We start from the raw sequence: 12,358 nt of genomic DNA, 5'->3' as shown, positions 1-12,358 counted from the left end.
AATGCCAGGGCGATGAATGTGATGGACGATCACGCTGGCGACCAGTCCACAATGTTAAAGCCGATGTTCGATTTGTCATCCTCTTGCGGCATGAGTGAGTACCAGGCAACCGCCGAGGACACGGAACCCGGTTTGCCCTAAATCACCCAAGATGCCCAAGTGCGTCATGCCGGCGGGTCAGGGTTTACGGAGCCACGTCTTCGGATCGGTCACGAAGACACCCTTTCCCTGGTGACGGTCAATCACCTCCAGCGCCTCCAGTCGTACGTTGACGAGCTGGATCGTGGACGGGCTTACGCGGTACCGCTCGCAGCGCTGAGCGATCGAGGGCAGCTTGTCCCCGGCTTTGTATCGGCCTGACCTGATGTCATCAATGATCTCGTCGGAGATCCGGATGTAGTCCGGTGTCGCTGGCATCTCACTCCTCGCGTGGCAACGAGTAGGACCCGACGATTTCGTCGCTGGCGAGACCGGCCGGTTGCCGCCGTCAGGATCGTTCCGTCCCGCCCGAGCCAGCGCACTGCCCGCACCGGTCGCTGATCGGTGCGGATCTAGGATGCCTCACCGGCGCCGACAGCGATGTGGGCCGCTGCCCACTGCGAACTGGCGATCGCGAACTGCCTTGACCGATGAAGCCAGGCATGGAGTATAAGGACGTCGATCCAAAGGGGGCACAGTGGGACGCAAAGCGATCATCCTCCACGGGACCGGCGGCAACCCCGACGCATGCTGGTACCCCTGGCTGAGAGGGCGACTCGCGGCCCGGGGATACGCCGTCGAGGTGCCGCACTACCCCGGTATCAATGTTGAGCCGATAGCTACCTTCCTGCCAAAGGTGCTGAACGGGCACAGCTTCGACGAAGACACTGTCCTCGTCGGTCACTCCGGCGGTGCCGCATTACTACTCGCGGTCTTGGAGCAGGTCAACGTGACTGTCGCCCAGGCAATCCTGGTCGCCGGCTACTGCACCCGGCCCAACACCGAGGAGGAACCGGTCCTCCAACAGAGCTACGACTGGGCCGCGATCCGGTCGCACGTGCGGGACATCTACTTCGTCAACTCCCGCAAAGATCCGTACGGTTGCGACGACAGCCAGGGACGCGCCATGTTCGAGCGGCTCGGCGGCACCCAGATCGTGCGCGACGACGGGCACTTCGGCGACCACCACCAGCCGTACGAACGGTTCGAGCTCCTCGACGCACTCATCCCCTGACGCCACCGGCTCATGACTTACGGAGCCACGTCTTCGGATCGGTCACGAAGACACCCTTGCCCTGGTGGCGGTCGATCACCTCCAGCGCCTCCAGCCGGATGAACACCTGGCGGATCGTGGACGCGCCGACCTGATGCAGCTCGCAGAGCTGGGCGATCGACGGAAGCTTCTCACCCGGCTTGAGCTTGCCGCTCTCGACGTCCGTCATGATTCGGTTAGAGATTCTCAGGTAATCCGGTACAGCAGGCATGGCGCTCCTCGCGTGGCTCGTTGATTCGATCACGCATCCCGGCACCTCGACAAGCCGATGCCCACCCGAGCCTTGACTCTTGCGCCTTACGCGCATAAGTTCGCCAACAGGTCCTCCTCGCGTGACAACGAGTAGGGCCGATCCCCCGGTCGGGGTGGGCTGGGCACGGCTCACCCCGGCCCGTCCGGTCCGGAGAGGTGGTTGACGTGCGTAACCCGTTCCGACGTTTCCGTCGCTGGCGAGACCGCCCTACCCCGAGCCACCCCGCTACACGCGCGCAGATCAGTGCGAACGTCGGCCGTCCCACCAGCGCCGCCAACGATGTGGGCGAGCACCACCGGTCGTTCGCCGGCAACGCGGGCGGACACCACCGCGGGTACCACCGGTCGGCGACGCGCTGGCCGTTGACCCCCGAGGAGGTACGGCAGCGGCAGTTCCCGCAGGTCCGGCGGGGACTCGACGCGTCCGAGGTGGAACTCTTCCTCTATCGGGTCGCGGCGGACCTGTCCGTGCTGCAGACCGAGCTGCGGAGGACCCGAGACGAGAACGTCCGGATCAAACGGGCGCTGCGCGACTGGCAGTCCCGGTTCACCCCGGGCGTACGGGCATGACCGCGCCCGACCACGACAGTCGACCGCGCTTCGTCGTCCATTTGACCCTGCACGCCGATGACCTCGCCGGCGCGCGCCTGCTCGCCCGCTCGCTGGCCCGCTCCCTGAGCTTCCTGCCCGAGCTGGTGCTCGGGGAGACGACGGTCTCCGTCACCGGCGCACTCGACGTACACCATCAGGTCTTCTGTGACCGGCGACTGGAGCACGGCTGGCGCTGCCTGCTGCGGCCCGACCACGACGGCGGCTGTTCCCGACGGTTCCTCCAGCCCGTCGTCGGCCGCGCGCGACGCGACCGGACGACTGCGGCCCGCAACCGGAGGTAGCGGGCCGCAGTCAGACAGCAGGGCGGTCAGTCGACGACCACCGTGACAGCCACCTCGTTGATGCCCCGGCTGGCGGTGATGATGGTGTCACCGTTGCCGTGCCGGGACAGCGCACGCAGTCGCCACGTGCCGGGCGCCGCGAAGAAGCGGAACTGCCCGGCCGGCGAGGTGACCACCTCGGCGGTGAACTCGTCGGTGGAGTCGAGCAGGCGGACGTACGCACCGGCCACCGGCTCACCCGCGGCGCCACGGACAACTCCGGCGATGACGGTCTCCTTCTCCAGGTCGAGGCTGGCCGGCAGCGGAGCGGCCTGATCCGGGGCGGCGCACCCGGCCGCGGTCGAAGCAGTCATGACGTTCACCTCTTCCCGGGCTCGTCGCCGAGCGCCACCGGCACGCCGACCAGCGAGCCGTACTCGGTCCAGGAGCCGTCGTAGTTCTTCACATTCCGGTGGCCGAGCAGCTCCTGGAGCACGAACCAGGTGTGCGAGGAGCGCTCACCGATCCGGCAGTAGGCGATGGTCTCCCGGCCCTCGTCCAGCCCGGCCGCGGCGTAGATCTCGCGCAACTCCTGGTCGGACTTGAAGGTGCCGTCCTCGTTGGCCGCCTTGGACCACGGCACGCTGATCGCGGTGGGCACGTGGCCCGCACGCTGCGCCTGCTCCTGCGGTAGGTGGGCGGGGGCGAGCAGGCGGCCCGCGTACTCGTCCGGGCTGCGCACGTCGACCAGGTTCTTCGTACCGATGGCGGCCACCACCTCGTCGCGGAACGCCCGGATGGTGCGGTCCGGCTCCAGCGCCACGTACCGCGTCGGCGGGCGGGACACCACCTCGGTGGTCAGCGGGCGGGCGTCCAGCTCCCACTTCTTGCGACCGCCGTCGAGCAGCCGTACCTCACGGTGGCCGTAGAGCGCGAAATACCAGTACGCGTACGCGGCGAACCAGTTGTTGTTGCCGCCGTAGAGGACGACGGTGTCGTCGTTGGCGATGCCCCGCTCGGAGAGCAGCGCCGCGAACTGATCCTTGTTCACGAAGTCCCGGCGGACCTGGTCCTGTAGGTCGGTCTTCCAGTCCAGTTTGATCGCACCGGGCAGGTGGCCGGTGTGGTAGGCCGAGGTGTCCTCGTCGACCTCGACGAAGACGACACCCGGGGTTTCGAGGTTCTTCTCGGCCCAGTCGGCCGAGACGAGTGCGGTGTCACGACTCATCAGATCACTCCTGGTGAGGATGGATGGTGAGCCAGCGCGCGGGAGGTCATGGTGCGTCGGTGGTCCACCACGCGCGGGACCCATGGCTCGGATCGGGATCACGGGTCGTGCGACGGCGCCGCTGGTTGGCGCAGGAGGGGGGCACCGGTCAGGTGCGCCGACCCTGGGCGCTGGGAGGCCGCGTCAGGCGGCCGAGAACAGCCCCGCCGTCAACCGGACAGGGCGACACAGGCAGGTGGCCACACGGCACAGGTCGACCGCGCGCCGTTTGGTGAGGAACATCCCCATGGGCAGCGAGACTACCAGCGATGTCGCCGCGCGCCACGGCTCAACCACCATCCGGGACGCGTACTCGACTCAGCTCCCCGCGTGGATCGGCACCTCGGCCGCCTCCGCGGTGACCTGGAGCCCTTCGGGTAACGGCCGGACCTCACTGACGGTGAGGTCGAACGGGAGCGCCGGCAGTGGCAGGTCAACGGAGATGCCCTCGGCGAAGGTATTCAGCAACGCCCGGACCAGCGAGCTGTTCGGCATGCCCTCGGCGGTCAGGTTGGTGAACCGCAGCGACACCTGGCCCTGGTCAACCGTGATGTCGGCGGTGCCGGTTACCGGCACTCGCTGCCCGAGGAGCTCCACCGGAGCGGTCACCGCGAGTCGGCCGTCCCGCTCCCCCAGTTGCAGCCCTTCCTGGTCGAGCCGGGCGGCGAGGCTGTCGTAGCTGATGGTGCCGGTGCCGGTGACACTCCCGGCGGTCACCCCGCCCCGTCCGGAACGAAGGGTGTCCAGCGAGGCGGTCACGTCGTAGGCGTCGACGTCGAGGGTCGGCAGGGCCAGCACGTCGCCCTGGACTGATCCCCGGACCTCGGTGAGCCGGATGGAGATGCGCTCGTAGTGGCCGTCGAGGACCTGGGTGACGAAGGGGAAACCGCCGATCTCGACCTCCGGTGGCCCGGCCTGAACGCCCTCCTTGGCGAGTTCCTCGCGGACCTCATCGGTCAGTGCGCGTTCGGCGACCCCCGCTGCCACCCGGTCGGCCACCACCGCCAGCCCGACCAGGCCCAGAAGCAGGACCAGGAGCACGACGAGTACGCGCCGCCCGCGCCGGGATCGGGGGCGTTCGTCCTGGTACGGGCGCTCCTCGGTCGTCACAGCTCCTCCTGGCACCGCCATCGCTCCTGTCACCGCCGCCGCCCTCCCCGGCACCGCCGGGCTCCTCCCGGCACCGCCGTCGCTGCGGCGAGGCTACCCGGACCCGTGGCGCTCCGACCGCTCAGAGGACCAGCTTGCACAGGACGTACGCGGCCGGCGCGGCGAGGGCGAAGCCGGTGAGTGGACCCTGGATGTGCTGAATCGCCCACCCGGGGGTCGGCTCGCCGGCCATTTCCCGACCCACCTCCGCAAACCCGACAGCGAGGTCGGCCAGGACGGCGACGACCGCCGCGACGAGCCCCATGATCGCAGCCCGGGTCGGGGTGAACGGGGTGACGAGGTAGCTGCCCAGGACCGCGCTGACCATGGTGCCGACCATGGCACCGCCAACCACGCCGACCGCACCCCGTGGCACCTGGGGGGCCAGCCGGGGCCAGGCGACGAACGCGTCGGTGATCCGGGCTACGGCGAGTGCGACCCCGGCCGCGACCAGGCAGACCGTGATGACCTGGGTGCCCATCGGGATCCGGGTGAGCACGATCATGGTGGGGAGGGCGACGGAGCCGGCGACAATGAGCACGGTGCCGCGCAGCGATTCGAGAACCTGCGCCCGGTCCACCCGCCGGACGAACTGCCCCACGACCGCGGCGACCAGGCCGACCAGCAGGACCTGCACCAGCGGCATCAGCCGGGCCGGGTCGCTGCGGACGGCGACGGTGTCGGCGATGATCGCGGCGACGGCACCCACCCCGGCCACCGTCATCAACGCCGGTGGGCGAAACGCCATCGTCCAGGCCAGCACCGAGAGCGCCTGGACGCCGAAGATGACGACCGTGAACGGGATCCGGTGCCCCGGGCCGCTGGTCTGCGCCGCCAGCACCAGACCCATCCCGAGCAGCGCCGCGAAGCCGGCGACGGCCAGCGCGACGGACCGACGCACCGCGACCGGCGGGGCCTCCTCCGCGTCCTGCTCTTGGCCGTCATCGGGATCGCCCGGAGCCCGGCGGACCGGGTCCCCGTCCCGCCGGGCCCGGCGTGGGCCGCCGCGCTCCGGCCGCCCGTCGTCACCTCCGGCCCGCGGCGCGGGCGGACCACTGGAAGGCTGTTCGGGCCAGGGCTCACGGCCGGTCTCGGGTCTGCTGGAGGGAAGCACCCACCGATCGTGCCAGACCGCGCCGGCGCCGCGGGCGCACGGTTTCGGCGACGTTAAAACCTACCCCCCAGTTGAGGACATAAGGAGACAAAACAGATTCGCACCGAAGGTTGACGCAGGGCGATCGGTTAGGCTCAACCTGTTTACCCGCCCGTCAGTGACGCCGGGACCCCGCAGTACCCCAGTGCCCTCAGTGCCTCAGTGCGGAGCGCGCGCTGGGTCACGCGCGGCCACCGCGCCGCCGGGACGGAGATGATCGTGGAGATCCTGCTTCTGGTAACGGCACGCGCAGGTGAACCATCCGCTGTGCTGCCAGCGCTCGACCTACTACCCCACTCGGTCCACACCGCCCCCCGCGACGTACGCACCCTGGTCGCCGGCCCCAGCCCAGACGTCGTGGTGATCGACGCCCGCTCCGAGCTGAGCGAGGCCCGGGACACCTGCCGCATGCTGCACGCCACCGGACTCAACGCGCCCCTGCTCGCGGTCGTCACCGAAGCCGGGCTGATCGCACTCAACGCCGACTGGGGCGTCGACGATGTAATCCTCGCCTCAGCCGGCCCCGCTGAGGTCGAGGCCCGGTTACGCTTAGTGATCGGCCGGTTGACGGACACCACCACGGGGGCCGACAGTTCGATTCGGGCCGGCGAGTTGACCATCGATCCGGACACCTACGCCGCGAAGCTGAAGGGCCGCCCCCTCGACCTGACGTACAAGGAGTTCGAACTGCTCAAGTTCCTGGCGCAGCATCCGGGGCGGGTCTTCACCCGGGACCAACTGCTACGCGAGGTGTGGGGCTACGACTACTTCGGCGGGACCCGCACCGTGGACGTGCACGTCCGTCGGCTGCGCGCCAAGCTCGGCTCCGAGTACGAGTCGATGATCGGCACCGTCCGCCAGGTCGGCTACAAGTTCGTTGTTCCGCCCGCCCGGGCGCTACCGGAGTCGGAGCCCGCCCCGATTCCCGCTTGATCCGCTATTAACCATTTGCCCGATTATTACCGATAATCGGGACTATCCTCATGTTCTAGAACCGCTTACCGGTAAGTACGGGGGTACATACGGTGCAGATGAAAAGCGGCGATCCCACCCGGATGGGCGGGCTGAGAAAGCTCACCCCCGCCACCCGCTCCCTCGCCATCGCGGCAGTCGTCGTGATCGCGCTGCTCGGCTCCGCGTTCGCGATCGGGCGTGGCATAGCGCCGACGGGAGACCCGATCACCAGCAACGCCACCACACCGCACTCGCCCGACCAGTCCGCCCCGTCGGGGACACCAACACCCGACAGCAGCGCCACCACACCATGGGAGCACGACGGCGACGCCGCAGCCGTCCCAGCACCGACCCCGAGTAGCGACTATTACGACGAAGGCACCCAGCGCACCACCGAAACCTCGGCCGTGGCCCTGACCTTCGACGACGGGCCGAACCCCCAGTACACCCCACAGGTCCTCAGGTCCCTGCAGGCGTACGGGGTCACCGCCACCTTCTGCGTGACCGGCGAGAACGCCAGCGCCTACCCGGAGTTGGTCCAAGCGATCGTGGCCGACGGGCACACCCTGTGCAACCACACCTGGAACCACGACATCGCCCTCGGCTCCCGGTCACCGGCCGAGATCCGGGCAGACCTGACCCGGACCAGCAACGCGATCCACGCCGCCGTCCCCGACGCCCCCATCTCGTACTACCGCCAGCCCGGCGGCGCCTGGACCTACTCGATCGTGTCCGCGGCCGAGGAACTGGGAATGACCCCGCTGCACTGGACGATCGACCCGCGGGACTGGGAGAGCCCCGGCGCCGATCACATCACGACGACCGTGCTCGACGGGGTGGAACCCGGCTCGATCGTGCTCCTGCACGATGCGGGTGGGCCCCGGCAGGACACCGTGGAGGCCCTAAACCGGATCCTGCCCGAGCTCACCGCCCGGTTCCTGGTAACGGGGCTTTCACCCGGCGTCACCTGACGGGCTCCCGAGCTACCGTAACCGGATGAACAGCACCGAACCCGCCAGCGACCGGGTGACCCGGACCGACCGGCTCCACCCACCGGAGATCACCGACGTGCTGGCCCTCGCCCGAGCCGCGGGAGATGCCGACGGCGCGGACCCCTTCGACGAGCACACCCTGCTCCGGCTCCGCGACCCGCACGCACCGACCTGCCACCTCACCGCCCGCACCGCCGACGGCACCCTGACCGGGTACGCGCACCTGGACACCACCGACCCGGCCGCCGGCACCGGGGTGGAGCTGGCAGTCCACCCCGTGTACCGACGCAGGGGAACCGGACGGGCCCTGGCCCGGGGCGTACGCGCCGCCGTCACCGGCCCGCTCCGCGCCTGGGCGCACGGCGACCACCCCTCCGCGGCGGCGCTCGCCGTGGACCTGGACTATCGGCGGGCCCGGGTGCTCTGGCAACTCCGCCGGCCCCTCACCGCCCCGATCCCGCAGCCGCCCCTGCCGGACGGGGTGACCCTGCGCGCGTACCGGCCCGGGGCCGACGACGACGCCTGGCTGGCACTCAACGCCAAAGCCTTCGCCGACCACCCGGAACAGGGCCGGTGGACCGCCGCCGACCTGCGGGCCCGCCGCGCCGAGCCGTGGTTCGACGCGGCCGGTTTCCTCCTCGCCGTCGACCCGGCGGGACAGCTACTCGGCTTCCACTGGACCAAGGTCCACGACCGGCCCGGCTCCGCCCGAATCGGCGAGGTGTACGTGGTGGGCGTTGACCCGACCGCCCACGGTGGAGGGCTCGGCAAGGCGCTCACCGCGGCCGGGCTGGCATACCTCCGAGACCAGCGGGGCCTGGACCGGGTGATGCTCTACGTGGATGAGTCCAACACCGCGGCGGTGGCCCTCTACGAGCGGCTCGGCTTCGCCCGCTGGTCGGCGCACGTCAACTACCAACTGGGCTAACGCTCCGGCGGGGTGAAACGGTAGCCCAGCCCGCGCACCGTAATGATGAGCGGCTGCCGCTCCCCTTCCGCCTCCAGTCGCCTGCGGAGCCGCTTGATGTGCACCGTGAGGGTGTTCGAGCTCTCCCCGGTCGACCCGTCCCACACCGCCGACAACAGCTGCTCCCGGCTGACCGTCCGGTCGGCGTGCGTCATGAAGAAGTACAGGAGCCGGAACTCCTTCAACGGCAGCGACACCGGCCGGCCGTGCAGCGTCACCTCATAGGTGGCCGGCTCCATCCGAAGACCGCCCAGCTCGACCGGCGGATCCAGGCTGCCGGCGGTCTCCGGCCGGATCCCGCGCAGGATCGGTACCACCTCGTCCACCCGGTACGGCCGCCGGACGCAGGCGGTGGCGCCGGCCCGGAGCGCCCCGACAACCACCGACCCGTCGTCATCCCCCACCCCGACCAGGGTGGGGATGCCGGCCTGCCCAACCAGCAGTCGGACCAACTCGGTGCTGGCCATGGTGGTGAGCCCAGCCGACACCACAGCCGCGTCCGGTTGCAGGGCACCGGCGGCCAGCAGCGCCTCGGCGGCGTGCGGGAAGTAGCAACCACGCACCCGGAGGGCGGACAACTCCGTCACCAGCTCTGGGCCGGCGACCTTGTCGTCATCCACCACAAGTAGTTGGAAGCCTCCCTCCGCTCGGTAGTCACCCCTGGTGTTCTCGACGGCGCTATTCATCGACACCGGCCGCGGGATCAGCCGAAGCGGCCGGTGATGTAGTCTTCCGTGCGCTTGTCCGCCGGGTTGGTGAAGAGCTTGCCTGTCTGACTGAACTCGACCAGCCGACCGTGCCGCTCCTGCCGCTCGTCCACCTCGGCGGTGAAGAAGGCGGTGTGGTGGCTCACCCGGGCCGCCTGCTGCATGTTGTGGGTGACGATGACGATCGTGTAGTCATTCGACAGCTCCGACATCAGGTCCTCGATCTTCGCCGTGGCGATCGGGTCGAGCGCCGAGCAGGGCTCGTCCATGAGGATGATCTCGGGCCGGACGGCGATCGTCCGGGCGATGCAGAGCCGCTGCTGCTGACCGCCGGAGAGGGCCAGACCGCTGGTCTTGAGCTTGTCCTTGACCTCGTCCCAGAGGGCGGCGTCGCGCAGCGCCTTCTCCACCAGGTCGTCCATGCTGGCGACCTTCATGCCGGTGACCCGCGGTCCGTAGGCCACATTGTCGTAGATCGACTTGGGGAACGGGTTCGGCTTCTGGAAGACCATGCCGATGCGGCGCCGGACCTCGATCGGGTCAACGTCCTTGGCGTACAGGTCCTGGCCGTGGTATGTCACCGCGCCGGAGACGCGCGCTCCGGGGATGAGGTCGTTCATCCGGTTCAACGACCGCAGGATGGTCGACTTGCCACACCCAGAAGGGCCGATCATCGCCGTGATCTGCTTCTCCTGGATCGGCATCGACGTGTCCCGTACGGCCTCGTAGGCGCCGTAGTACACGCTGACGCCGGAGAGCTCCATCACCGGGTCCGCCGCGTCAGGCTTGGGGGTTCCGGTCGATTGGGCGCCAACGCCGGCGATGCTGACGCCGGGCCGGTTGGTGGTGTCGGTGGAGTTCACGGTGCTCACCTCTGGGTGGGGTGGGTGGGACGGTGGAGGCGGTGATCCGTCATCGGACTACTTACTACCAGCGCTTCTCGAACCGGTTACGCACGAAAATCGCGATTGAGTTCATCGCGAGCACAATCGCCAGCAGCAGGACGATGGCACCGGCAGCGAGCTCCGTGTACTCCGACTGCGAGCGGGTGATGAAGGTGTAGATCTGGATCGGCAGCGCGGTGTACCCGCTGTCCAGCCCATCCGGGTTGAAGGTGATGAAGGTGACCGCGCCCAGCACGATCAGCGGTGCGGCCTCCCCGATTGCGCGAGACAGGGCCAGGATCGATCCGGTGGCGATCCCCGGAACCGCCGACGGCAGCACCTGCCGCGACACGGTCTGCCACTTGGTCGCACCAAGGGCGTAGGAGGCGTGCCGGATCGACTGCGGTACCGCCCGGATGGCCTCCCGGGTGGCGATGATGACCACCGGCAGGACCAGCAGCGACAGCACGATCGCCGCGGTGATGACCGTGAACCCGAGGCCGAGCGCCCGGGCGATGATCCCCAGGCCGAGGATACCGAAAATAATCGATGGTACGCCGGCGAGGTTCTGGATGTTGAGTTCCAGCAGCCGGTTGTACCAGCGGGTGTTGTCCGCGTACTCCTCCAGGTAGATCGCGGACAGGATGCCGATCGGCAGACAGATCAGCGCGACCAACGAGATGATCCAAAGCGTGCCGACCAGCGCGGACTGCACGCCAGCAGTGTCCAGCCGGCTCACCAGACCGGTGGGCATCTCGGTCCACAGCCGGGAGTCCAGCCGGTTCCAGCCCTTGACGAGCACCCAGGTCAGCAGGGCGGCGAGTACGCCGAAGGCGATCAACAGGCAGGCCTGCATCGCCAGCCGGAACGCGACCTCACCGGGCCGGCTACGGCGCTGGGTCAGCACGTTGCCCGACGCGGACGGATCCGGTCGGGTCTCGGTGGTGATGGTGGGGGTGCTCACTCGTAGACCTCCCGGAAACGACGGACCATCCGGATCGACACCGCGTTCAACGCGAAGGTGATGAGGAACAGCAGCGCGCCAACGGCGAAGACCGAGTCGTAGTCGAGCGACCCGACCGGGATGTCGCCCGAGGAGATGTTGGCGATGAAGGCGGTCATGGTCGCCGCCCCCTCCAGCGGGTTGAGGACGATCCGGTCAGAGGTGAGGCCACCCGCGATCGTAACGATCATGGTTTCCCCCACCGCGCGGGAGATACCCAGGACCACCGCGGCGACGATGCCGGACATCGCCGCCGGCACCACCACCCGGGTGGACACCTGCATCTTCGTGGAGGCCAGCGCGTACGCGCCCTCGCGCAGGCTGCGCGGAACGGCGGCCATCGAGTCCTCGGAGATGCTGGCGATGGTCGGCACGATCATGATGCCCATCGCGATACCCGCGATGAGCAGGTTCTGGAAAGCCGGCCCGTCGTCGGTCGGCCACCACTTCTGCAGCAGCGGGTTGAGCGCGAAGAGCGCGACGAAGCCGTACACGACCGTCGGCACGCCGGCGAGCAGTTCGATGATCGGCTTGAGTACCTTGCGGGTACCCGGGTTGGCGTACTCCGAGAGGTAGATCGCCGAGCCGAGGCCGAGCGGAACGGCGATGGTCAGCGCGACGCCGGTCACCGTCAGCGTGGCGGCGACGAGGGGCAGAACGCCGTATGCCTTCTGCGCGAAGGTCGGCGTCCAGCTCGTGCCGGTGATGAACTCAACGACGCTGACCTGCTGGAAGAACCCGATAGTCGGCTGCACCAGCGCGATGACGATCCCGATCGTGGTGGCGACGGAGACCAACGCGGCAGCGACGAGCAGGACCTTGATGGTGCTGTCAACGGGGCGACGCCGGCCCCGCCGCAGGGCGCTGCCCGCGGCGGAACCGGCGTTCGAGGTACTGGTGGACACG

17 protein-coding genes are annotated in these 12,358 nt (G+C 69.0%); 6 read left to right on the top strand and 11 right to left on the bottom strand.

Annotated elements, in window-relative coordinates:
• Nucleotides 1-177 precede the first annotated feature (177 nt).
• Complete coding sequence (locus tag T398_RS13180) at nt 178-417, bottom strand: winged helix-turn-helix domain-containing protein (protein ID WP_496447002.1); 240 nt, start codon at nt 415-417, stop codon at nt 178-180.
• 259 nt (nt 418-676) lie between these two features.
• On the opposite strand from T398_RS13180, the gene T398_RS13175 reads away from it, so the two are divergent.
• Nucleotides 677-1,213 (top strand): RBBP9/YdeN family alpha/beta hydrolase, encoded by a 537-nt coding sequence (locus T398_RS13175; protein WP_496447000.1) that lies wholly within the window; start codon nt 677-679, stop codon nt 1,211-1,213.
• Nucleotides 1,214-1,223: 10 nt separating this feature from the next.
• Here the strand turns inward: T398_RS13175 and T398_RS13170 are convergent, their stop codons facing one another.
• A complete protein-coding gene (locus T398_RS13170; protein ID WP_496446998.1) occupies nt 1,224-1,463 on the bottom strand; it encodes a winged helix-turn-helix domain-containing protein in 240 nt (79 codons plus the stop codon).
• 197 nt (nt 1,464-1,660) lie between these two features.
• On the opposite strand from T398_RS13170, the gene T398_RS13165 reads away from it, so the two are divergent.
• On the top strand, nt 1,661-2,074 hold the full coding sequence (locus tag T398_RS13165; RefSeq protein ID WP_496446996.1) for a DivIVA domain-containing protein: 414 nt from the start codon (nt 1,661-1,663) through the stop codon (nt 2,072-2,074).
• A complete protein-coding gene (locus T398_RS13160; RefSeq protein ID WP_496446995.1) occupies nt 2,071-2,397 on the top strand; it encodes a hypothetical protein in 327 nt (108 codons plus the stop codon). The genes T398_RS13165 and T398_RS13160 overlap by 4 nt, the downstream gene beginning before the upstream one ends.
• A gap of 26 nt (nt 2,398-2,423) precedes the next feature.
• Here the strand turns inward: T398_RS13160 and T398_RS13155 are convergent, their stop codons facing one another.
• The 5 genes from T398_RS13155 to T398_RS13135 all read right to left on the bottom strand — a co-directional run bounded on the left by T398_RS13155 (nt 2,424) and on the right by T398_RS13135 (nt 5,906).
• On the bottom strand, nt 2,424-2,759 hold the full coding sequence (locus tag T398_RS13155; RefSeq protein ID WP_496446993.1) for a DUF1416 domain-containing protein: 336 nt from the start codon (nt 2,757-2,759) through the stop codon (nt 2,424-2,426).
• Nucleotides 2,756-3,604, bottom strand: a complete 849-nt coding sequence (locus tag T398_RS13150; protein WP_496446991.1) for a sulfurtransferase — start codon at nt 3,602-3,604, stop codon at nt 2,756-2,758. The genes T398_RS13155 and T398_RS13150 overlap by 4 nt, the downstream gene beginning before the upstream one ends.
• A 183-nt stretch (nt 3,605-3,787) precedes the next feature.
• A complete protein-coding gene (locus T398_RS13145; protein WP_018726408.1) occupies nt 3,788-3,943 on the bottom strand; it encodes an Ms5788A family Cys-rich leader peptide in 156 nt (51 codons plus the stop codon).
• 18 nt (nt 3,944-3,961) lie between these two features.
• Nucleotides 3,962-4,753: an LmeA family phospholipid-binding protein gene (locus T398_RS13140; protein WP_496446989.1), complete on the bottom strand. Its 792-nt coding sequence runs from the start codon at nt 4,751-4,753 to the stop codon at nt 3,962-3,964.
• A gap of 121 nt (nt 4,754-4,874) precedes the next feature.
• Nucleotides 4,875-5,906 (bottom strand): hypothetical protein, encoded by a 1,032-nt coding sequence (locus T398_RS13135; protein WP_496446987.1) that lies wholly within the window; start codon nt 5,904-5,906, stop codon nt 4,875-4,877.
• Between the two features lie 252 nt (nt 5,907-6,158).
• On the opposite strand from T398_RS13135, the gene T398_RS13130 reads away from it, so the two are divergent.
• The 3 genes from T398_RS13130 (at nt 6,159) to mshD (ending at nt 8,819) form a co-directional block, all read left to right on the top strand.
• Nucleotides 6,159-6,878: a winged helix-turn-helix transcriptional regulator gene (locus tag T398_RS13130; RefSeq protein ID WP_496446985.1), complete on the top strand. Its 720-nt coding sequence runs from the start codon at nt 6,159-6,161 to the stop codon at nt 6,876-6,878.
• Between the two features lie 122 nt (nt 6,879-7,000).
• On the top strand, nt 7,001-7,870 hold the full coding sequence (locus T398_RS13125) for a polysaccharide deacetylase family protein (protein WP_496447040.1): 870 nt from the start codon (nt 7,001-7,003) through the stop codon (nt 7,868-7,870).
• 25 nt (nt 7,871-7,895) lie between these two features.
• Entirely contained in the window at nt 7,896-8,819 is a 924-nt protein-coding gene (gene mshD / locus T398_RS13120; RefSeq protein WP_496446984.1) for a mycothiol synthase, read from the top strand.
• Here the strand turns inward: mshD and T398_RS13115 are convergent.
• From T398_RS13115 to pstC, 4 genes are all read right to left on the bottom strand, one after another.
• Complete coding sequence (locus T398_RS13115; RefSeq protein WP_496447039.1) at nt 8,816-9,544, bottom strand: winged helix-turn-helix transcriptional regulator; 729 nt, start codon at nt 9,542-9,544, stop codon at nt 8,816-8,818. The genes mshD and T398_RS13115 overlap by 4 nt on opposite strands.
• A 17-nt stretch (nt 9,545-9,561) precedes the next feature.
• The gene (gene pstB, locus T398_RS13110) at nt 9,562-10,428 is read right to left on the bottom strand and encodes a phosphate ABC transporter ATP-binding protein PstB (protein ID WP_496446983.1); all 867 of its coding nucleotides are present in this window, start codon (nt 10,426-10,428) and stop codon (nt 9,562-9,564) included.
• 64 nt (nt 10,429-10,492) lie between these two features.
• Nucleotides 10,493-11,413: a phosphate ABC transporter permease PstA gene (pstA, locus tag T398_RS13105; protein WP_496446982.1), complete on the bottom strand. Its 921-nt coding sequence runs from the start codon at nt 11,411-11,413 to the stop codon at nt 10,493-10,495.
• Nucleotides 11,410-12,357, bottom strand: coding sequence for a phosphate ABC transporter permease subunit PstC (gene pstC, locus T398_RS13100; protein WP_496446980.1), 948 nt, complete (start codon nt 12,355-12,357; stop codon nt 11,410-11,412). The genes pstA and pstC overlap by 4 nt, the downstream gene beginning before the upstream one ends.
• Nucleotide 12,358: the final 1 nt, after the last annotated feature.

The organism is Salinispora goodfellowii (genome assembly GCF_059570675.1).
The sequence above is the reverse complement of the archived record's forward strand: the minus strand, read 5'-3'. Positions and strand labels throughout refer to the sequence as shown.

Coding starts and splice junctions, on each gene's coding strand:
- T398_RS13160 (WP_496446995.1), top strand. CDS start 2,071: ATGACCGCGCCCGACCACGACAGTCGACCGCGCTTCGTCGTCCATTTG.
- mshD (WP_496446984.1), top strand. CDS start 7,896: ATGAACAGCACCGAACCCGCCAGCGACCGGGTGACCCGGACCGACCGG.
- T398_RS13145 (WP_018726408.1), bottom strand. CDS start 3,943: ATGGTGGTTGAGCCGTGGCGCGCGGCGACATCGCTGGTAGTCTCGCTG.
- T398_RS13125 (WP_496447040.1), top strand. CDS start 7,001: ATGGGCGGGCTGAGAAAGCTCACCCCCGCCACCCGCTCCCTCGCCATC.
- T398_RS13180 (WP_496447002.1), bottom strand. CDS start 417: ATGCCAGCGACACCGGACTACATCCGGATCTCCGACGAGATCATTGAT.
- T398_RS13150 (WP_496446991.1), bottom strand. CDS start 3,604: ATGAGTCGTGACACCGCACTCGTCTCGGCCGACTGGGCCGAGAAGAAC.
- T398_RS13115 (WP_496447039.1), bottom strand. CDS start 9,544: ATGAATAGCGCCGTCGAGAACACCAGGGGTGACTACCGAGCGGAGGGA.
- T398_RS13130 (WP_496446985.1), top strand. CDS start 6,159: ATGATCGTGGAGATCCTGCTTCTGGTAACGGCACGCGCAGGTGAACCA.
- T398_RS13170 (WP_496446998.1), bottom strand. CDS start 1,463: ATGCCTGCTGTACCGGATTACCTGAGAATCTCTAACCGAATCATGACG.